This is a genomic window from Rhodococcus sp. NPDC077669 (assembly GCF_040686915.1).
GTDB lineage: Bacteria > Actinomycetota > Actinomycetes > Mycobacteriales > Mycobacteriaceae > Rhodococcoides > Rhodococcoides fascians.
On record NZ_JBFBMD010000004.1, the window covers coordinates 22,200 to 41,560 of the forward strand.

Here is a 19,361-nt window from a genome sequence, read left to right on the forward strand (position 1 = left end):
TATGAAGTCACGTTACGTGGGGTGGGCCTACCGTGCATCGCTGGCACCACTTTCGGTGCATCTGCTTCGCTTTGTGGATAGGAGCTGATGCCGGCGCGCTTGCGGGATGGTAGGTCCTAGAGACCCTCCTTCTTCCAGGGGCGGTAGACCTTCTATTGGTTGACTGGCATGCCCTCGTCGTGCCCCGGATCCGCTCGCGCGACGAGAGCCTTGCAGTGGGCGGGGCGTCCGTGCATGATCGCGCAGAAGCCATGTCAGCCGGAAATGCAACGCTGCCGCCCATGCAGTACGTCGATCCGAACGGCGACGTGATCGGCATGCGCATCGACCTCGGCAAGGAGATCTCCAAGCGCCTGTTTCTGACTCCGAAGTTCGTCACATCGAGTTCAGGGCGCAGATCTCCGTTCTGCAAGCGGGCAGGTGGGACATGATCGACACCGGAATGTTCTACGCTCCTGCACGAAGCCGCCGGACCAGATGAGGTGCCAACCGATCTACCACTGGCTCGATAGACTTTGGCGGGAGGTGCTGATGGCATTGGTACGCGATATGCGCCTGTCCCGAGGACCGGGACGACGCCCCGGAGATCCATCACTGGAGCGGCCGTCCTGACCACCGGGCGCTCGAGCAACTAGCGAGGTACCGACCGTCGGTCCTTCCGGCCGATAGATCCGGCATCGCGCGCCAAATGCCGCTCCTGCTGACCTCCACTTGGACTGTCCTCTGGAGAGGTGTCGGTGACATCGATCGATTCAGCGCAACGCTGGCCTCGGTCGATGCGATCAGGAAGAAGCGCAGCCAGGGCGAGGGTCAGGTGCTGGGATGGGAAGTGCAGCCCCTCGACCTCGATGCCTGGTCGGCCGGCCATCTCCATCCGAACGGCCACCTTGGTCGCCTAAGCCCAAGGGCCTGTCTGCAGGGCAGACCGCCAGTCGAAACAGGCGGTTTGGGCGAGGCGCGATACGGCCACCGCACATGCACCGGTTGAGAATGCGCGAGGTATGCATGCCATGGACACCCCACGGACCCCCATAGCCGCACCGGAAGTGTCGCGGGACAGCTCCTTGTCGGTACCCAACGCGATACCGACAACCATGCCAATTCGAACCCTCGATGGTCCACCGCTACCAGGTGAGATCTTGGCCCATGCGGCACGCGCGGTCGTCCTAGCCGGCCTTCTCGCTGGGCAACATGTCTGCCACGACGAAAACCGTTCAGTAGTCAGCGAAGCCGAGCCGCGTTCGGCCATCTGAACCGAATCCGGCTCGGACTCACTGTCGCTGTTGGTGGTGCCGCGTCCGGGCGGGTATCAGCAACGCGATCCGTCGCCGCGATAAGGAATGCCGAACACCGCCAACCGACCCGGTCTAGCCTCGGTCGTTTCCCCGCATACAGCGCCCGATCCTTAGGCTGGGACCGAGGCGCGGATCAGCTGTGTCGGTACGCATCTTTGCTACTCGATACGCGTCGGCGAGGACATGTGAGGTTGTATGGGGAAAGGCCACTGGGCAATGGTGGGTGTCCTGATGAGGGAGGTTTGGTCCGGCTTGGAAAGGGATTCTAATCTTCCTGAAGGTTGTGGCCGGCCAGCACGTAATAGCGATTCATGGCAGCAATGGCGACAGCTTTGACTATGTTAGTACTCTCCATGAGGCGATCGAGGCTGAGAGATATTGTTGTTGAGACAAATCCGGATGAGTCAGGGTCGCCTTGAGCGGTTTCCGGCGCAGTGGCCGTCTGTTTCGGCGGACGTACTCGTCGCTGGCGACTCCCCGCCGCGAACGCTTCACACCCAGGGTGCGACGGCGAGCGGTGCAAACGTGGACAGATGCTGTCTTGCGGCAGCGGATGCGCGGTGGATGAGTGCGAACGTGAAGACGGCCACGACTACATCGACGGGAGCTGCAGGTGGTGCAACGAACCGTCCGGACAGCTCCGCGTCGTCGGCGGCTCATGACCCTATCGTCGGGTATCGGGACTTCCGACAGGACCCTTTTGACCCCCGAACTGCGAGGGACAAACCCCGGCGCTGTCACGGAGTTGTAGACGGTCGGCGTGTCAGTACGTCGCGTCGCGGACCCCGAGACGGGGGCATCGTCGATTTCTTTCCGTCAGGTGCTGGTTCGAGAGCACACTGCACTAGGGCATCATGGGCCTATGAGTGATCTCGAGTACCTCGCCACTTTGCTCGCTGCGCTGGATGCGGAGATCGCGCGAGTTTCGGCCTCCGAATCCGGGTCCGACGAGCAGGCGTCGGCCATCGACGACGCAGCCGCCGCCGTCTTCCGGTTGCGTGAGAAGGTCAAGGCCGGTTACCCCGGCAAGAAGGCCTACTACCTTGCGGCGTCGACCGATCCCCAGGGGATCAGAGTCGAGGGAATTTCTGCCCTGCACGGCAAACGCGCCCATGAACTGGTCCAAGATGGTGGTTGGATGCACGCAGATTCCAGCACTGTTCTCGATGCTCTCGATGACGACCAAATCAGTCGGTATCACGCGATCGCAGGACGCGGTGTAGCGCAGACGTTTCGAGATTCACGCGAATACTTGGCGACGGCAACAGGTCTGGCCGAAAAGTAGACCCACGCATCGGTACGGCGAGTCGGCCCAGCCTTGGAATAAAGATTCCCGAAGTCTGCTCGATTCCAATGACCACGATGGCGCGCGATTGATTGATCGGATAGATGTCGAACGATGAGGACTTATCCGTTCCATTGTGTATAGGCTCGACTGCAGAAGTCGGTTTTGTCCACTAGGGCGGACAGATGGGCGAGTATCATGGCACTGGCAGATCTCGATACTGGCAACCCACATTGGCTCAACGCCGTCCTTTTTACTGTTGCCGCAGTCGTAGCGATTGTCCTCACTTGGTGGTTCTTCGGCAACGACAGTTAGCCGAGACGGACACGGCTGTGTAGCTCTTCAACACGAGCACGCGAACGGCGTGCTGATCATCTGCCACAGTGAGCCGACGCACCTCGGCCGTGATGCCTCCGGTCATCGAGTCCACGGCCGTCACACGTTCGCCGGGTTCGAGGTGTTCGAGAACCCAGGTGGCAGTGGAAGGAGCAAGATTGGTGGACATTCTCGTCATGCCTCCGTCCCGCTGCGCTGGGTGCCGCAATCCCGGTGTCGGCCGAGCATCTCACCAGGCAGCCGTCGCGGTCCACCTGTTTTCGGCTGTATCCATGATTGAGGATCCGGCGTATTGGGCATCGTGCAGATATGACAGAGAACGCAAAGCTGACAGTGGAACGCACCATCGAAGCGCCCGTGGACGCAATTTTCGACGTCCTGTCCAACCCCGAGCGGCATCAGGCACTCGACGGCTCGGGATTCGTACGCGGCGTGGACCACGCAGACCGAATTCAAAAGGTCGGCGAGAAGTTCACGATGAACATGCAGGGCGATCACATGGGTGGGGAATACCAGACCGACAATGTCGTCACCGGGTACGCCAAGGACAAGCTACTGGCATGGAAGACCGCGCCGGCCGGCAACGAGCCTCCCGGATGGGAATGGTTGTGGGAACTGGAGTCTCAGGGACCCAACGAGACATTGGTGCGGCACACCTACGACTGGTCGAAGGTCACGGACAAGAAGCTTCTCCAGCAGATCGGGTTTCCCCTGGTCACCGAGGATCAGCTGAACGACACACTTGCACGCCTCGCTGTCGAGGCGACGTCCTGATCTTTCGGGCGTACGTTCAGCCGTAGAACGCCGCTGCGTCGACGCTCTCGATGGGCATCCATCGAGCTGGAAAGTCCGTCGACGCAGCGGCTTCGGCGAGGTCCAGGCCACGTATAGCCAACGCCGTCGTGGGTGACTGGTCCACGATCAGACTGATCGCGTACGTTGCTGCGGTGACGTGAACGCAAGGATCAGTTTTGCTGGAACAGGTGCATGCCGTGTCGACGTCCATGGGAACCGGTGCCAGACCCCCCGATACCAGCTCCGCGTGAAGCGCGTCGGGCAGATCCCCGCTCCCTCTGCCGTGAGTCGGATGACTGGCGACGATGCGCAGAGCCGCCCTTTTGTGAGCCGCCGAATAGCGCGGCACCGTAAATGTCGCGGTCTCCATTTTCTTTCCTGCTGAGACCACGCAGCGAATAGAACCGATCGTGTTGGTATCCACGATGGCCGACTCGCTACGAGCCAGGCTCCGCGCTCGAGGAAGCATGGGATTGGGTCGGGTAGCGGTGATCGGCTCGACTCGACGCAACCATTCCTTGCCCCATGGAGTCGCACCGAACGGCGGGGGCTGGGGAGTGGATGCCATCACCGTGCCACCGACAGCGACAACGTCTGTCTGAGTGTCGAATCATCCAGTGCGGCAAGCGCTGTCTCGTTGTTCCCCTCGGTCAACCCTGCAATTGCTTTCTTCCGGGCGTGCAGCGACGCAATGTACTCCTCCAATGTTCCTTCGGTGGTGAGCGCCATGACTGTCACAGGTGAGGTCTGTCCGATTCGATGTACCCGGTCGGTTGCCTGCGATTCCACCGCCGGATTCCACCACCGGTCGTAATGGATGACGGTGCTGGCACGGGTGAGGTTCAACCCATAGCCGGCTGCTTTGAGGCTCAGCACCATCACGGGACAGCTACCGCCCTGAAACTCGTCCACCATTTTCTCGCGCTGGTCCACGTCGAGTCCGCCGTGGAAGAAGGGTATGGCGGCTCCAGTGACACGCGCGAGATGGTCGGCGAGAAACTCGCCGGTCTTGCGGTACTGGGTGAAAACCAATGCGGTCTGCGACGATTCGGCGAGCTCCTCGATGATGTCGGTGAGCCTGTCCAGTTTCCCGGAACGGTCGGGCGACGAAGACATGATGCCGTTCACGAGACCCGGGTGGTTGCAGATCAGTTTCAGCGAGGTCAGCAAAGCGAGCACCGCAGTCCCTCGGCGTTGTGTAGAACCGAAACCGGTGTCGAAGGCAGCCTCGACCGTCGAGTTGTACAGCATCGCTTGCTCGTTCGTGATCGGGCACAGAACGTCTATCTGCTGTTTGGGTGGAAGGTCGGTCGCCACTTCGTCTTTCGTCCGTCGGAGGACGACCGGAGCTATGGAATGGGACAAGTGCGCAAGCGCAGCCGCCGAACCAGCGTTCTCGATGGGTGCGGAAAATCGCCGAGTGAAGCGTGCTCTGGTCCCGAGCAGACCCGGGTTGGTCAGGTCGATCAGGGCCCACAGTTCGTCCATGCGGTTCTCGACCGGGGTGCCGGTCAGTGCGATGCGAGTTGTCGAGCTCAGTCGTCGCGCAGCACGGGAAACCTGCGTGCGCGAGTTCTTCATGACGTGCGCTTCGTCGAAGAAGACCGTGTTCCAACTGATCTCGGCCAGACGGTCGGTGTCGGAGCGCAATGTCGGATATCCGGTCACGGTCACGCAGCCGACCTCGCCACATCCACCGAGCGAGCGGTTCGGTCCCCGGTAGACATTGACCGTCAGGTCGCCGGCGGAGAACTTCTCGATCTCACGTCGCCAATTGCTGATCAGGGATGTCGGGCACACCACCAGAAAATTGCCTTCACCGCGCGAGGCTCCCACAATCATGTGGGAAATGGCCTGCAGAGTCTTGCCCAACCCCATCTCGTCGGCGAGAATTCCTCCACCCCCGGCTTCTCCGACGGTCGGAATCCAGGACGCACCGTGCACCTGATACGGCCGCGGGGTGAAAGTGGACGCACTGTCGCCAAGACTGCCCTGCATGTGCAGGCTGGTGCGTAGGGCATCGACGGCACCGTGCGCGGTCGACACGCTGGACCCGCCCGTGTTGGGCACCGCGTACGCCGCCGGGGGGAGTGACTCCAGCAGCGATGCAGGAATCTCGGCGTAGTGGGGCCGGTGTTCCAGGTGGTCCAGAACCGCCAGCCACCCCCGGGCCGACGCGCTTTCCGGGAGGCCTGCCGATGGTGCCAGTGCCGCTTCGAGTTCGACGCGACGCGGCTCGACGAGCTGCGCTTCGACGGTCCGTACTGCCACGGAGCCACCCGTATTGGGAAGTGTCAGTTCGATCGGCGTCGTCGCTGTGGTAGCCGTCCTTGTGGAATCACGTTGCCAGACAGCGAAACAGTGTCGACGGGGCAGGTAGGTGACCTGCGGAGCGAGGCCCGTGTCGGTCGTCGAGAACATGCAACCTCCAGCCGAGTGAGCGCTTCGGTCGAGCTGCCCACACGGTACGTGCCCGAACGGGATTTCGCCGCATTCAACAGCGTTTGACAATTCCGAAAAATGCTGTCCTACAGCGCTATCGAGCAGCACGCAGCGGCGCGGAACCGATCAGGATTGCTCGCGCGAACACCACCACGTGGTGCGGCCGCCCACCGTTCCGCGAGTCATCGGAGCACCGCATCGTGGGCACGCCGCGTCCGCCTTGCGGAACGGGATGATCTCACCGGTGTGCACGCCACCCTTCTTGATCGCTGACCTGATGGCGCGACGCAGAACAACGCGGAGCTCGTCGAGTTCCTCGGTGGTGAGGGTCTTTGCCCGTCTGGACGGAGATTGCTCGCTCTGCCACAGCACCTCGTCGGCCAACAGATTGCCGACGCCTGCGATTGCTGCTTGGTCCAGCAAACGTGCTTTCAGAGGTGCTCCGCTGGAACCGATTCGGTGCCGGAAGTCGTCGCGCGTGATCTCCGCAGCATCGGGCCCCAACGCATCGATATCGGGTTCGAGGCGCACTCGGCCGAGCCGGCGCTTGTCGAAGAGCCGGAGCTGACCCCCGTCTTCGAACGTCATGGCAAAGCGTGTCCACTCGGGCTTGTCGGTGTCGCGCTCGCCCACGTGCGGATCGCCGCCTCCGTACTGCGACGTGCGATCGCCGTCAGGAGCGGTGACAATGACGCGGCCGCCCATTCCGAGATGGATTCCCAGCGTCGGACCGCTGGACCCGTCGGCGGTGACGGTTTCGCACCACATCGCCTTGCCACGTCGACATGCCTCGGTGAGCTTGCCGCCCTTCAGGGCGTGAGCGATATCGCCCGGCATGTGTGGGCGGCACTCGAACGAGTCGGTGTCATCGATGTCGACGATGACGCGTCCGAGGGCTTTCTCGACGACCTGTCGAGCGTTTTCGACTTCGGGTAGTTCGGGCATGAAGCGGGTGTACCCAATTCGCCGGCTCTATGCGCGAGCCTGTGTCGTCAGGCGCGCTTCCTACCGGTGGCGAACTGTCTGAAGCCGATCAGGTTGCCGAACGGATCGAGAACCTGGCACAGACGTTCACCGGTGAACACCGATTTCGGCCCTCGATGCACGACGCCTCCGCGATCGACGCAGCCGGCGACCACTGCGTCCACGTCGTCGACGTTCCAGTACGAGACCGACCCTGCGGTCCCCGCGGGGCGGTTGTACGAATCGGTGACGTGGACGGTGAGCCGGGTTCCTGAGACGTCGAACGCGGCGAGTTGCTCGTGTACGTCGACGGGGTCGGTGCCCAGGAGCGTTCGGTACCAGTCGACGGCGGCGGCGAGGTCGTCTGCGAAGTAGAAGACATTCCCCACGCCCAAGAGTGTGTTGTCCATCATTGTCCGTTCGGGTTCGTTCGCACCGACAGTGCGATGTCATGGGTTTCGGTGTGCGTAGCACCGTCGACGGTGTGGGCCAGCGCTTTCTGCACCACGTCGTGGTCGGAGCCGGTCCACCGTTCTTCTCGCTGACGTCGGTACTGGCTCCACGACGGCACAGTGAACTGCTCGACCACGGTGTCCTCGACGTCCAGACTCCGGTACAGGTTCCAGGCGTACGCCCCCGTTCGCTTCCGCGCGATCCCGACCGGAGCCATCGACGTCAGAAACTGTTCGAGAGCGTCGTCGACGACTCGGTACGTAACGGTGATCCGTACCGGCCCGTCGTCCGGATCGGGCTCGAACATCACGGTCGGGGTCGGCCACGCCATGGACACCGCACGGTCGAGCACGCCGGTTTCGGGTCGCAGGGGGAGGACTGCGACACTCGCAGCGACCAATGCCAAGGCGGCTACCGCGACCGCGAGTGCGTCGACGATGCCGGTCTTCGACGCCAACCATCCCCACACGAGCGAGCCGATGGCCTGAGAACCCATGAAGACCAGGAGGTAGACCGACATCCCGCGCGCTCGAACCCAGGTGGCGAGCGAAAGCTGGATAGACGCATTCAGTGCGGTCAACGTCGTGATCCAGGCGATGCCGGACAACAGCAGCGCCGGGACCACCGCCCACAGCGGAAGCCACGCCAGCGCGGCCATTCCCACGCCGTACCCGACAGCAGAGCCGACGAGCAAGGTGTTTGCGCCGCAATGTTTTCGGAGCATCGGCGTCGCGGCAACGCCGATCACGGCTCCGACCCCGAGTACGCCCAACAACACGCCGTATCCCACCGAGCCCAGTTTCAGTACCGACGACGAAGCCGATGGCAGTAGCGCCCACAATGCAGATGCGGGGAAGGCGAACAGCGCCGAGCGCAGAATGATTCGTCGAACGATCGGGCCGGATCGGATGTAGCGGACCCCGGACAGGATCGACTCGGCAAGGCCTTCTCGATCCGTTTGTGGATGTTTCGGGCGCTTCCATGCAATCAGCACGCTCAACGTTGCTAGAAAGGAGGCGGCGTTGATGGCGAACACGAAGGTCGGCCCGGCCAATGCCACCAGTACACCGGCAAGCGCCGGTCCGACGGCCCGCGCCCCGTTGACGGTCACGCTGCCCAGCGCCGAGGCGGCCGGGATTTCTTCACGGCTCACCAGCTCGGGCTGAATCGCCTGCCAGGCGGGAGCGGACAGTGATGTCCAGCAACCCAATACGAATGTGCAGGCGAGCAATCCCCACGGAGACAAGGTGTCGGTCCATGCCAGTGCGGTCAACACAATTCCGGTCAGCATCGAACCGGCACCGACCGCGATGAGCAGAACGCGGCGATCGAGCGCGTCGGCGAGCGCGCCTGCCAGCAGAGCCAGCAACAGGGTGGGTAACAGACTTGCTGTCTGCACGGCGGCGATGATGGTGGTCGACGCCTCACGTTCGACGAGGAACCACTGCGCACCGACGGTCTGCATCCAGCCGCCGATGTTCGAGACCAGCTGTGCGACGAAGAGGCTGCGGTAGACGGTATTTCGGAGCGGCGACCACGCGGACGGTGCTGCCGGCGTGGTGGCGGTGGTGCTCACGCCAGTCCCGCCGACCATTGCGCGAATGTCTGCCATTCGACCTCGGGATAACGGGTGCGCAAGCCGTCGATGTCTGCGTCGTACCCGACGTCGGTCAAGAATTGGAACATCGCTCTCATGTCCTCGGAACCTATGTCCCGTGCCCGGCTCGAATACGGCTGCACCGAGGTTCCGAGAACGTCGCCGAGAGTGTTCGCCATGGCCTCCAAGCTCGGATCGTCCGAAGCGAGATCGATTCGCATCTCGTGAAAGTGCGCGGGTTCGGTCAACACGAGGGTGACGAACCGCCCCAGATCCCGCCGCGACAGCTGCTGCAGTGGCGTGTGGAGCGGCAAGGGCAGATCGAGGCGGCCGGCCCTGACGTCGTCGAGTCCGCCGAGAAGGTTGTCGTAAAAGTAGGTGGGGCCGACGATCGTGTACGACAGCCCAGCTCGACGCAGCAGTGCCTCGGTTTCGGCCTTCGTCTCGAAATGCGGTATGCCGGTGCGGCGGTCAGCGCTCGCAACCGAGGAGAACACCACGTGCGGAACCTCCGCGGCGATCGCCGCATCGACGAGGGCTGCGCCCTGAGCCAATTCGGCCGCGGGACCGTCCTCGAACGGCGTCGTCATCACGAACGCACCGGCACTGTCTCTCAATGCAGCCGCGGACGATTCCCGATCGGTGATGTCCGCGACGACGATCTCGGCACCTCGCTCACGTAGCCGATCCGCGCGGGCCGAATGACGCCGCACCACTGCGCGCACCGGTAGCCCCTGCGCCAGCAGGGCATCCACCACCGCGCCGCCCTGCCCTCCGGTTGCTCCGACGACTGCGTACGGTCTGATCATCGTGTTGTCACCTTTGTTCCGGAGGGCGAGAGCGGGGCTGCTACTGGGCGATGAAGGCGAGAATGTCTGCGTCCAAGGCCTTCTGGTAATCGCCGTAGATTCCGTGCGGTGCACCGGGGTAGACCTTGAGGGTGCCGTGCTGGACGAGTTCTGCGGTTTTCAGTGCCGCCGCGGCGATCGGCACGATCTGGTCGTCGTCACCGTGGGCGATGAAGATCGGGACGGTCAGCGCTTTGAGATCCTCGGTGAAGTCGGTCTCGGAGAACGCCTTCACGCAGTCGTATGCAGCAGTCAGATTGACCAGCATCCCCTGTCGCCAGAAGTCGTCCTTGGCGCCCTGGGAGATGGCGGAGCCCTCACGGTTGGCACCGAAGAACGGCTCGGACAAGTCCTTGTAGAACTGCGATCGATCGTAGAGAACGCCGTTGCGGATGTCGTCGAGTGCTTCGATCGGCGTGCCCTCGGGGTTGGCCTCGGACTTCAGCATGACCGGGGGAACGGCACCGGCAGTGATCACCCGAGTGACGCGGCTGCCACCGTGCTGCGCGGCGTACCGCACGACCTCGCCGCCACCGGTCGAGTGTCCGATGAGGGTGAGTTCCTGCAAGTCGAGGGCCTCGACCAGTTCGGCCAGATCCTTGGCGTAGGTGTCCATGTCGTGGCCGACGGCAGTCTGCGAGGACCGGCCGTGGCCGCGGCGATCGTGTGCGATGGCGCGGTAGCCGGCGTCTGCGAGAAGCTTCAGTTCGAGCTGCCAGGCATCCGAGGACAGTGGCCAGCCGTGACTGAGCAGAACTGGCTTTCCGGTGCCCTGCTCGGTGTAGTAGATCTCGGTTCCGTCGGTGGTGGTGATGTACGGCATGGCCTGCTCCCTGGTTCGGTTCGATTGGGTACCGACAACATTCGTCCGTTCCCGGGTCGAAAGCGTCGCCGCTGCCATCCAACGCGGGGGAGGAGATTCCGGTGGCGCCGCTACCTGCTAGCCGGTAGACAGACCGATGTGGACCGACAGTGTCGTGCCACCCCCGGGTGGACTGACGATGGTCAGTTCGCCGCCGACTGCGGCCACCCGATCCTGTAGTCCGATCAAACCCGACCCTGTGCTCGGATCGGCACCTCCGCGGCCGTTGTCGGTCACGGTCAGTTCCAAGCTGTCCTCCGTCAGGTGCGCGGTGATGTCGACTTCGGTGGCCTCGGCATATTTGGCTGTGTTCGTCAGCGCCTCGGCGACCACGTATTACGCCGCCACTTCCACCGATTCGTCCATCCGGGAGGAAATGTCGGCGGTGAGGGCAACGGGAATCGGACTGCGTCTGGCCAACGTCTTGAGGGCCGGTGCGAGTCCTCCGCGCGAGAGGATTGCGGGATGGATGCCGCGACTGAGTTCGCGGAGGTCGGTGTGCACCTGCGACAGCGTCTCGACGCTGCGGTCCAACATCGCGCGGAGCTCGGTCAGATTCTCCGGGGCAGCGGCTTGGGCGCCGCGCAATTCCATTCCGAGAGAGACGATTCGCTGTTGGGCACCGTCGTGCAGGTCACGCTCGATACCTCGGCGGGCTTGGTCGGCGGCGGCGACCACGCGGGACCGGGACCGCGTCAGCTGAACTCGTGTGTCGTGGTTGTAGACCGCAGTGGCAACGAGGTCGGCGAAGTCGGCCAGTCGATCTCGGGTCTCACCGCCGGCCGCATACTGCGTAGCTGTCGTGCCGATGATGACGGCACCCCAGGTATTGCCGTCGACAGTGATCGGTACACCTTCGACCCAGCGAATACCCCTGCCCTCCAGTCGCTCAGCGATACCGCCGGTCGCTTCGGTGAAGTCGACGGCAGCGGCGCGGCCGGTGTCGGCGACGATCGTGGCCACGTTCTGCCCACCGATCGGCAGTTGATCACCGGCTTGCACGCGCTCACCGGCGGAGTCGTCGCGGATCGCCAGAATCGTGTAATACCCGTCGCCGTAGCGGATCACCGAAACATGTTCGTTGTCCAACCCGACGGTGAGTTCGTGTGCGACTGCGAGGTACACGTCATCCGGATCGGCCCGCAGCGCCACCAATGTTGCGACCTTCCGAAGTGACGCTTGCTGGCGTGCCAGCGCGACGGTGCGGAGGTGCATGTCCTGACGGTCGCGGGCGGCGGCAAGAAGAGCCTCCAACGAAGGCACGACACGGCGGATACGGCGGGCATCGACGCTATCGAGATCGGCGGGAACCAGCAACGACGCGGTGACGACGTCCCCGTCCCGAAGCAGGATTTTCTCCTGCCCCACGGACGCGTCGGCATTCCCTTGCTTCAACACCGCGAAGGGTAGGTCGAGGACCGCAGCCAGGCGGGTGCTGGCAACGTCGAGCATCGTCGGGGTGTGGTCCGAGCGCAAGATGGTCTTGGCGAACGCCGCCAACATATCTGCTTCTCGTCGACGTTGATCGGATTCGGTTGCGCGCAAACGTGATTGGCCAACCAGCACGTTGGTCAGAAGCGCCAGTGCCAGAAACACGATCAGTGCAGGGACGAGGCTCTCACTGCTTTCGAGTACATGGATGTAGGCGTACGCGCCGGCACTGGCCACCGATGTCGCGATCGACAGACGAAAGCCCCACCCCGCAGACACGATCAGCACTCCGAACAGGAATATCGCACCGAAAGCATTCTCGGGTGACACCCGTTTGAGCGTCAGCACAACGAGTATCTCGACGGCGATGGCGGCTGCGGCCGCTGCGATTCCGCAGGCGACCGGCGGCGCACTCGGCCGGAGTATCACAGTGACGAGCCGGTCGCGGAGGGCGGTGTCCGACGTCATCGGCACATCCGACTGCTCGAATTACCGCTAGCGGTAATGCCGACCCGAGCCGTCTCTGACACTCTCGACAGAGTGATGCCCTCCCGCCTGCAGTGCCTGATCGTCGACGACAGCGACGCTTTCTGTGTCGCTGCACGCCGACTGTTGGAATCGGCAGGGATGTCGGTGGTCGGCACCGCGACCTCACTCACCTCGGCGATCGATGCAGTGCTGTCCACCCACCCCGATCTCGTGCTGGTCGATATCGACTTGGGTGCCGACAGTGGATTCGACGTGGTCGAAGCGATCGACGCCCAGGATCTGACGCCTCCGCCTGCCGTCATTCTCGTGTCGACACACGACGAGGAGGACTTCGCAGATCTGGTGAACAACAGTTCTGCCCTGGGTTTCCTGTCGAAATTCGAGCTGTCGGCGAGCGCGATCGAAGCCCTGCTGGGCACCTGACGGCGGGTCACCCGACGGTGTCCAGATACAGGATCACCGCTCGCACGCGACGGTGATCGTCGGCCGTCTCCGACAGGTCCAACTTGGTCAGGATGCTTCGGACGTGCTTCTCGACGGTTCCTTCGGTGATCCACAAGCGTCTGCCTATGCCCGCGTTGGAGAGCCCTTCGGCCATCAAGGTCAAGACGTCCCGTTCGCGAGAACTCAACGCGCCGAGGGGATCACCTCGGCGCTTGGCCGCAACCAGTTCGTAGACAAGAGCAGGATCGATGACCGACGATCCTGCCGCGATCCGATCTATCGTCGAGACGAAGTCGGCGATGTCGGTCACGCGGCTCTTGAGCAGGTAACCCATACCCTTGGCGGTGTTGTTCGCGCTGTCGAGCAATTCGAGTGCGTGATCGACCTCGACGTGAGCAGACAGGAGCAGCAGCGAGACGTCGGGGAAACGGTCGCGGATCTTCACGGCCGCGTCGAGCCCCTCGGCGGTGTAGGTCGGCGGCATCCTGATGTCGATGATCGCCAGGTCCGGTGGATCTTTCTCGAGCAACGCCAGTACCTCCTCGGCGTCACCGGCCCGGCCCACGACATCGAGGCCCGCCTGGGTGAGCAGACTGGCCAGGCCTTCTCGCAGCAACACGTCGTCATCGGCGATGACTACTCGTATCTGGGACATCACGCTCCTCGAACCCGTCGGGTTCGAAGTATCGGCTGCGGCGTCGTGAGCTGTCATCAGTCATTCGACTCTATTGCGCGCTTCGATTGTCGACTCGGTTGCTGGATTTTTCAGTCGCTCGATCGGTCGTCGTGGATTCCACGGTTCGGACTCGGCCCGGGGGAGAGGTCGTTCTCACGGGTTGCCTCGAAAAACAACTGCAGGAAGGACGACGACGCATCCCCGGGCTGGGCGGCGCGAGCCTGACGGGGTTCATCCGATGACCTCGACATCGCCATTCCGTCCCTTCCGTCCCTCACCCGCAGAACGGGTATCGCTTCCTCCCAAATAGTCTCAGATTCTGAACAGTCAAACAACTGAGAGTTCTCTGGGTGGAGTCGGAAGCCGGGGTGGTGAGGAAGTCGACGTGCCGGCTTACATACCGGCGGCCGTGGGAGGTTCGATCAGCATCCTCTTGATCACTTTGCCGGTCGCGGTTCGGGGGAGTTCTTCGAGGAACGTGATGTCTCGCGGCACCGAGAACCGGCTCAGTCGATTTCGGATGTAGGCCCGCACCATATCTGCGTCCAGGCCTGCAGCACCCCGACCGACGACGAACGCCGCGAGGCGCTGACCGTACTCGTTGTCCGGTACACCGACCACCGCTACCTCGCCGACCTGAGGAAGGTTGGCGATGGCGTCCTCCACCGGCCCGGGAAACACGTTCTCGCCGCCGGAGATGATCATCTCGTCGTCCCGCCCGCACACGAAGAGCCGCCCGTTGCAATCGATGTACCCGAGGTCGCCGGTATCCATGAGTGCTGCACCGCGAGCCGAAGCAGTCGACGGAGGCTCGGCGTTCGTGTAGCCGTCGAAGAGCATGTCGTTACCTACGAATATCCGGCCCAGAGTGCCGGTCGGAACCACTGCGCCGTCGGCGTCGAGTACGGCGATCGTCGTGCCGAGCGGCGGCCGACCCGCGGTAGTGGGAGCTGCACGTAGATCCTGCGGTGTGGCGATGGTCGCCCACGAGACCTCGGTGGAACCGTAGAAGTTGTACAGAACATCTCCGAAGGCATCCATGAACCGCGAGACGGTCGACCCCGTCAACGCCGAACCGCTGCACGCGACGACTTTCAAGCTGGACGTGTCGTAGCGTGATCGCACGGACTCGGGTAGATCGAGTATGCGCTGCAACATGATCGGGACGGCGATCAGCGACGTGCACCGATGAGTCTGGATTGCCCGCAAGCACTCTTCCGGATCGAATCGATCCTGCAGAACCACTGTTGCCCGCAGCGGTGTACTGATCTGCAACGCCGCCAGCCCCCAACTGTGGAACATCGGCGCAGCGATCAGCATGCGCTCGTTCATACGAAGTGGCATGCGGGACAACATGGCCGCGACGGTCCCGAAGCCGCGTGGGGTCGGGCGAAGTGCACCTTTGGGAGACCCGCTGGTGCCCGAGGTCAGCACGACAACGGATCCGGGCCGTTGCGGTCTGTCGAACGTGGCGGACGGAGCCGCGACGAAATGCTCCAGAGTGCGACGGCCCGCGACGACGGTATGAGCCGACAAGCTGACGCGGAGGACGTCGCTGGGGAGGTAGCGAACCATCTTGTCGAATTCGTCGTCGACGAACAGCGCTTGCAACTGGTGACGACTCGAGATGGTCTCGATCTGGCGGGCCGCGAGGCCGGTGTTGAGAAGTACGACCTCGACACCGAGCATGCCGCAGGCGACGACGCATTCGATCATGGCAGTGTGATTGCGGGCCAGAACTCCTACCGTGCTTCCCGGGCGAATTCCGGATGCGGCGAACCCTGCTGCTATCCGATGCGATCGCAGGTGGATCTCTGCGAACGTGCGAGTACCGCGATCGTCGATCACGGCAATTTCGTCCGGTGACTTGGCGGCGGCGGCCGCGAAGCCACCGCCGAGGGTGAAGCCCCATTTCGCCAGCGAGTTCAGCTGCCGGTATGCGCGATCAGGACGCGCGGCACGAACGACGCCGGTACCGATCATCGTTTTGAGGACCGCAAGCTGTAGCGACCGGGAATCGCCGGCGTTGGACACGATCGATGTCGTTGCGCCGGAGAGGGACTCGGCCAACCTGTTCAGGCCACCCATGACCCAGTCGACCACTGCCCGATTGTGTTCGGGTTGCGGCGAGTAGGTTCCGGCCAGGCCGGCTCGGAAGATCGTCACATCGATTTTGGTCTCGCTCGGTGAACGCGCGCTGAGGGTGAATCTGATGAAACCGCCGGATTCGACGTGCTCGACGGTGATGATCGGCCGGTTACGTCTGTTCACCACGACTTCGAGTGCGTGCTCGACCCCACCGACGTCGCACGTGTAGCGGTTCGCCGACTCGCTGAGAAGGCAGTACCCGAGTCCGGGGAAATATCGCGGGTACAGTTCGACCGCACTGAGCACCCCGCACACTTGCTCGACGTCGTGTGCGAAGACCGTGCTGCAATCGATGACGTCGGAAACCATGGTCCACCCCTGTGCCTTGCCGTGTCGAACAGCGCCGCTGCCACATCGGCACCGACCAGAAGAATGGCAGCGCACATCGGTAACGGGTCATCCGCCTGGATGAAGTCGTCATAGTAATCCCGGTGCGCGGTTTCGGGAAGGAAACGCGAATCTCCGTCTAATTGGGACGAAGTTCGCCGCCGCCCCAGATCTCGTCGAACGGAACCGTTTGGGCCAGGATTCGCTCCGCCGCTCGGTGTCCCGACAGGAATGCCGCGGTCACCGTCGACGGATCGTCCGTCCACGTTGCCTCGCCGGCCAGGTGTAGAACTCCGCCGACCGGGGTCGACAGATCGTCGTGGTCGCTCGGTCGCGAGCCGACCGCCGGGTAAGAGTAAGCACCGCGGGAGAACGGGTCGTCCTGCCATCGCGTGACATGCACCCGCTGCGGGGAGATCACGCGTTCGCCGTAGAGGCCACGAAGCGCGTCGAGCACCGATTCGGCAATGCGTGCGTCGGACCACTGCCGGATCGTCTGCGCACACGGCCCCGCCGCAAACGTGAGCAGCGTGGGCAACCCCTGCGGCACGGTCACGTCGTACCACGAGTGCCACCAACGCCCGGCCTCCCCCTGCTGCCGAATCGCGTAGACGTCCTCGTCCCAGAATGCATGCGGGAACTGTAGGAACACCTTCTCGAACGCGTTCATCTCGAGTCCGTCCAACGCAGTCGACACCGGATGGGGAAGAGGCGGTTCGATAAGCAAGGTCGGTGACTTCAGGACGCCGATCGGAACCGTCACCACGATGTGGTCGGCCGAGAACGTCTCGGTGAGAGTCTCGACGGAGGAGCTGTTCGATCCCCACGCGATGCGTGTCACTTCATGGCCGAGTCGTACATCCAGCCCGTCGGCCAGACAGACCGCGAGCCGGTCGTACCCCTCGGGGAAGACGACCTCGTCACCCTCGATCGCGTCGTCGTCCAACCCGTGCGCATCGAGCATCCCCTGGTCGACACCCAGCTGTTCCTCGGCCCGGTGACCCAGGAACTCCCGGACCCGTTCGATTCGATCAGGATCCCATGCGAGCCGTTTCACGGTGCTGTTCACGGCATCCCCGTACGACGTGCCCAGGGTCGATGTCGCTACGGTCGCCGCCAACAGCTCGTCGACGACGTGTACGTCCGACGCGAAGCTCGCAACCTCGTCCTCGCTCAGACGCCGTCCGTTCGGTGAGTAGTACGCGATGGGTCGTCCGTCCGGCTGAAAACTCCCCACCGTGAACTCACTGGTCAGAATGCCGAAAGCCTGTACTGCGTCGGCCAGCGGATTGTTGTCGATTCCATGAACCCAGGACGCACCGACATCGAGAATCTGTCCGTCCGTCCGCAGGGTGTCCACTCGTCCGCCGATGCGGTCGCGGGCTTCGAGAACGACCACACGGTGACCCGCACGGTGCAGAATGCGTGCTGCGGTGAGGCCGGAAATGCCGGCTCCCACCACCACGGTGTCGACGTGCGTCATGCTCTGTCCGTTCCCTTGGTTGCCGACATGCTCAGTTCCCACGGCCGGGGTTGCCGTTGCCGGAGTTCCCGTTGCCTGAATTGCCGTTGCCGTTGCTGTTGCCTGGACTCCCGTTGCCGGAGTTGCCGTTGCCCGCATCACCGTTGCCCGCATTACCGTTGCCCGCATTACCGTTGCCGTTGTTCCCGTTTCGCGGTGGAGCCACAGGTTGTGGCGGCTCGGCGGGCACCTGATCGACGGCGGGGGCGGGCACGTCCTGGGGGAGGTTCGAGACAACCGGCATCGAGGACTCGGATGCCGTCGTCACGGGTGCAGGACTGGTCGGAGCGGTGACCGATGTGGACGGCGATGTCTCGATCGGCTCGTCGCCTGTTCCGGTTGCCATCCAGGCAATTGCCGACGCGACGGCGACGAACAGTGCGGCCGCAGCCAGAAAGACAAGACCGCGACGCCGTGAACCCTCCGTTTGCCGAGGGGCCGAATCCTGTTCGGCGACAAACGTTGTCGCATTCGCGGCGGGCAGGACCGCAGTGGCCGGCGGTGGTGGCGGTTCGCTGGAAAGACTGTGTAAGGCGTCGGCCACGGTGTCCGCCGTCGGCCTGTTTTCGGGATGTCTGGCCGTCATCGTCGTCAGCAGTGAATGCCACTGGGGCCCGAGTTGCTCGGGTACCTCGGGATCGCGGTGCAAGCGCGCCACGGCTGCGGCTACCGCGCTGCCGTCGAACACCATTGCGCCGGTAAGACATTCGATGAGAACCAATCCGAGGCTGTAGATATCGGTTGCAGGCCCCGCAGAGGTGCCCGTCGCCTGTTCCGGGCTGAGATAGTGAGCGGTGCCGACGGTGGTGCCGTGCTCGGTGAGGCGGTCGGCGTCGACGATGCGAGCGATACCGAAATCGGTGAGCTTCACGCAGTGTCCCGTGCTCGACGCCGGCTCTCGGGCGACCAGGATGTTGGCCGGTTTGATGTCGCGGTGGATCACGCCGCGGTGGTGGATGTAGGCAAGGGCTCGAGCAATCTCGTGTCCCATCCGGGCGACGACATCGCCCGGTAGTGCGCGGCCTGCGCGGTAGCCGTTCAGAGTGGGGCCGTCGACGAACTCCATCACGAGAAAAGGCACTCGGATGCCGCCGGTGTCGGGGGCGGTACCCGCGTCGTACAACGTCACCAGGCCAGGATGCGACAGCGACGCGAGCGTCCTGATCTCGGCATCGATCCGTGCATCGGTATGTGCGGGTTCACCCTGACGGAATATCTTCACGGCAACGGGCCTACCGAGGACGTCGTCGTCGGCTCGAACGACATCTGCCATTCCGCCGCGCCCCACGACGTTGCCCAGACGATATCTGCCCGCGAACAGGTGATCGTCGGAGTTCGCACCCACCATTGTTCACCGCCGATTCGAAGTCTTCCGAGAACCCTATAGCCCGTCGGCGAGGGAAGAAGGCGCGGCCGGCGACCATCGGGCATGATGGTTCCCCGGGTGG

At 63.4% G+C, this 19,361-nt stretch carries 18 protein-coding genes; 4 read left to right on the forward strand and 14 right to left on the reverse strand.

Annotation, left to right across the window (positions count from 1 at the left end; genetic code table 11):
• The first annotated feature begins 251 nt into the window (after positions 1 to 251).
• Together AB0P23_RS06430 and AB0P23_RS06435 are read left to right on the forward strand one after the other, a co-directional pair.
• Positions 252 to 431 carry a transporter substrate-binding domain-containing protein gene (locus AB0P23_RS06430; RefSeq protein WP_241258484.1) on the forward strand — a complete coding sequence of 60 codons (180 nt, stop codon included), beginning with the start codon at positions 252 to 254 and terminating at the stop codon, positions 429 to 431.
• A gap of 1,726 nt (positions 432 to 2,157) precedes the next feature.
• The gene (locus AB0P23_RS06435) at positions 2,158 to 2,580 is read left to right on the forward strand and encodes a hypothetical protein (RefSeq protein ID WP_032387383.1); all 423 of its coding nucleotides are present in this window, start codon (positions 2,158 to 2,160) and stop codon (positions 2,578 to 2,580) included.
• A gap of 283 nt (positions 2,581 to 2,863) precedes the next feature.
• On the opposite strand, the gene AB0P23_RS06440 is transcribed toward AB0P23_RS06435, so the two are convergent.
• Positions 2,864 to 3,094, reverse strand: a complete 231-nt coding sequence (locus AB0P23_RS06440) for a hypothetical protein (protein WP_206499141.1) — start codon at positions 3,092 to 3,094, stop codon at positions 2,864 to 2,866.
• Between the two features lie 131 nt (positions 3,095 to 3,225).
• On the opposite strand from AB0P23_RS06440, the gene AB0P23_RS06445 reads away from it, so the two are divergent.
• Positions 3,226 to 3,690, forward strand: coding sequence for an SRPBCC family protein (locus tag AB0P23_RS06445; protein WP_027497200.1), 465 nt, complete (start codon positions 3,226 to 3,228; stop codon positions 3,688 to 3,690).
• 16 nt (positions 3,691 to 3,706) lie between these two features.
• On the opposite strand, the gene AB0P23_RS06450 is transcribed toward AB0P23_RS06445, so the two are convergent.
• From AB0P23_RS06450 to AB0P23_RS06490, 9 genes are all read right to left on the reverse strand, one after another.
• Positions 3,707 to 3,835 (reverse strand): hypothetical protein, encoded by a 129-nt coding sequence (locus AB0P23_RS06450; protein ID WP_268988362.1) that lies wholly within the window; start codon positions 3,833 to 3,835, stop codon positions 3,707 to 3,709.
• Positions 3,836 to 4,278: 443 nt separating this feature from the next.
• Positions 4,279 to 6,132 (reverse strand): DEAD/DEAH box helicase, encoded by a 1,854-nt coding sequence (locus AB0P23_RS06455; RefSeq protein WP_206499139.1) that lies wholly within the window; start codon positions 6,130 to 6,132, stop codon positions 4,279 to 4,281.
• A gap of 147 nt (positions 6,133 to 6,279) precedes the next feature.
• On the reverse strand, positions 6,280 to 7,098 hold the full coding sequence (locus AB0P23_RS06460) for a DNA-formamidopyrimidine glycosylase family protein (protein ID WP_027497198.1): 819 nt from the start codon (positions 7,096 to 7,098) through the stop codon (positions 6,280 to 6,282).
• A gap of 47 nt (positions 7,099 to 7,145) precedes the next feature.
• Positions 7,146 to 7,505, reverse strand: coding sequence for a VOC family protein (locus AB0P23_RS06465; protein WP_161631810.1), 360 nt, complete (start codon positions 7,503 to 7,505; stop codon positions 7,146 to 7,148).
• A gap of 20 nt (positions 7,506 to 7,525) precedes the next feature.
• Positions 7,526 to 9,181, reverse strand: coding sequence for an MFS transporter (locus AB0P23_RS06470; protein ID WP_027497197.1), 1,656 nt, complete (start codon positions 9,179 to 9,181; stop codon positions 7,526 to 7,528).
• Entirely contained in the window at positions 9,142 to 9,975 is an 834-nt protein-coding gene (locus AB0P23_RS06475) for an NmrA family NAD(P)-binding protein (RefSeq protein ID WP_027497196.1), read from the reverse strand. The genes AB0P23_RS06470 and AB0P23_RS06475 overlap by 40 nt, the downstream gene beginning before the upstream one ends.
• Positions 9,976 to 10,015: 40 nt before the next feature.
• Entirely contained in the window at positions 10,016 to 10,837 is an 822-nt protein-coding gene (locus AB0P23_RS06480) for an alpha/beta hydrolase (protein ID WP_027497195.1), read from the reverse strand.
• Between the two features lie 117 nt (positions 10,838 to 10,954).
• Positions 10,955 to 11,209, reverse strand: a complete 255-nt coding sequence (locus AB0P23_RS06485; RefSeq protein WP_308051320.1) for an ATP-binding protein — start codon at positions 11,207 to 11,209, stop codon at positions 10,955 to 10,957.
• Positions 11,210 to 11,212: 3 nt separating this feature from the next.
• The gene (locus AB0P23_RS06490) at positions 11,213 to 12,775 is read right to left on the reverse strand and encodes a histidine kinase (protein WP_308051319.1); all 1,563 of its coding nucleotides are present in this window, start codon (positions 12,773 to 12,775) and stop codon (positions 11,213 to 11,215) included.
• Between the two features lie 75 nt (positions 12,776 to 12,850).
• Between AB0P23_RS06490 and AB0P23_RS06495 the strand changes: the two genes are divergently transcribed.
• Positions 12,851 to 13,219: a response regulator gene (locus tag AB0P23_RS06495; protein WP_230591966.1), complete on the forward strand. Its 369-nt coding sequence runs from the start codon at positions 12,851 to 12,853 to the stop codon at positions 13,217 to 13,219.
• A 7-nt stretch (positions 13,220 to 13,226) separates the two neighbouring features.
• On the opposite strand, the gene AB0P23_RS06500 is transcribed toward AB0P23_RS06495, so the two are convergent.
• From AB0P23_RS06500 to AB0P23_RS06515, 4 genes are all read right to left on the reverse strand, one after another.
• Positions 13,227 to 13,895: a response regulator transcription factor gene (locus AB0P23_RS06500; RefSeq protein WP_032372748.1), complete on the reverse strand. Its 669-nt coding sequence runs from the start codon at positions 13,893 to 13,895 to the stop codon at positions 13,227 to 13,229.
• 414 nt (positions 13,896 to 14,309) lie between these two features.
• The gene (locus AB0P23_RS06505; protein WP_032372379.1) at positions 14,310 to 16,373 is read right to left on the reverse strand and encodes an AMP-binding protein; all 2,064 of its coding nucleotides are present in this window, start codon (positions 16,371 to 16,373) and stop codon (positions 14,310 to 14,312) included.
• A 157-nt stretch (positions 16,374 to 16,530) separates the two neighbouring features.
• The gene (locus AB0P23_RS06510) at positions 16,531 to 17,874 is read right to left on the reverse strand and encodes an NAD(P)/FAD-dependent oxidoreductase (protein WP_219519348.1); all 1,344 of its coding nucleotides are present in this window, start codon (positions 17,872 to 17,874) and stop codon (positions 16,531 to 16,533) included.
• A 31-nt stretch (positions 17,875 to 17,905) separates the two neighbouring features.
• Entirely contained in the window at positions 17,906 to 19,261 is a 1,356-nt protein-coding gene (locus AB0P23_RS06515) for a serine/threonine-protein kinase (protein ID WP_219519351.1), read from the reverse strand.
• Between the last annotated feature and the right edge of the window lie 100 nt (positions 19,262 to 19,361).

Excerpts from the sequence above, each read along its gene's own strand:
- AB0P23_RS06500 (WP_032372748.1), bottom strand. The coding sequence starts at position 13,895 with ATGTCCCAGATACGAGTAGTCATCGCCGATGACGACGTGTTGCTGCGA.
- AB0P23_RS06430 (WP_241258484.1), top strand. The coding sequence starts at position 252 with ATGTCAGCCGGAAATGCAACGCTGCCGCCCATGCAGTACGTCGATCCG.
- AB0P23_RS06495 (WP_230591966.1), top strand. The coding sequence starts at position 12,851 with ATGCCCTCCCGCCTGCAGTGCCTGATCGTCGACGACAGCGACGCTTTC.
- AB0P23_RS06515 (WP_219519351.1), bottom strand. The coding sequence starts at position 19,261 with ATGGTGGGTGCGAACTCCGACGATCACCTGTTCGCGGGCAGATATCGT.
- AB0P23_RS06460 (WP_027497198.1), bottom strand. The coding sequence starts at position 7,098 with ATGCCCGAACTACCCGAAGTCGAAAACGCTCGACAGGTCGTCGAGAAA.
- AB0P23_RS06435 (WP_032387383.1), top strand. The coding sequence starts at position 2,158 with ATGAGTGATCTCGAGTACCTCGCCACTTTGCTCGCTGCGCTGGATGCG.
- AB0P23_RS06455 (WP_206499139.1), bottom strand. The coding sequence starts at position 6,132 with ATGTTCTCGACGACCGACACGGGCCTCGCTCCGCAGGTCACCTACCTG.
- AB0P23_RS06445 (WP_027497200.1), top strand. The coding sequence starts at position 3,226 with ATGACAGAGAACGCAAAGCTGACAGTGGAACGCACCATCGAAGCGCCC.
- AB0P23_RS06510 (WP_219519348.1), bottom strand. The coding sequence starts at position 17,874 with ATGACGCACGTCGACACCGTGGTGGTGGGAGCCGGCATTTCCGGCCTC.
- AB0P23_RS06490 (WP_308051319.1), bottom strand. The coding sequence starts at position 12,775 with ATGACGTCGGACACCGCCCTCCGCGACCGGCTCGTCACTGTGATACTC.
- AB0P23_RS06440 (WP_206499141.1), bottom strand. The coding sequence starts at position 3,094 with ATGACGAGAATGTCCACCAATCTTGCTCCTTCCACTGCCACCTGGGTT.
- AB0P23_RS06475 (WP_027497196.1), bottom strand. The coding sequence starts at position 9,975 with ATGATCAGACCGTACGCAGTCGTCGGAGCAACCGGAGGGCAGGGCGGC.
- AB0P23_RS06470 (WP_027497197.1), bottom strand. The coding sequence starts at position 9,181 with ATGGCAGACATTCGCGCAATGGTCGGCGGGACTGGCGTGAGCACCACC.
- AB0P23_RS06480 (WP_027497195.1), bottom strand. The coding sequence starts at position 10,837 with ATGCCGTACATCACCACCACCGACGGAACCGAGATCTACTACACCGAG.
- AB0P23_RS06505 (WP_032372379.1), bottom strand. The coding sequence starts at position 16,373 with ATGGTTTCCGACGTCATCGATTGCAGCACGGTCTTCGCACACGACGTC.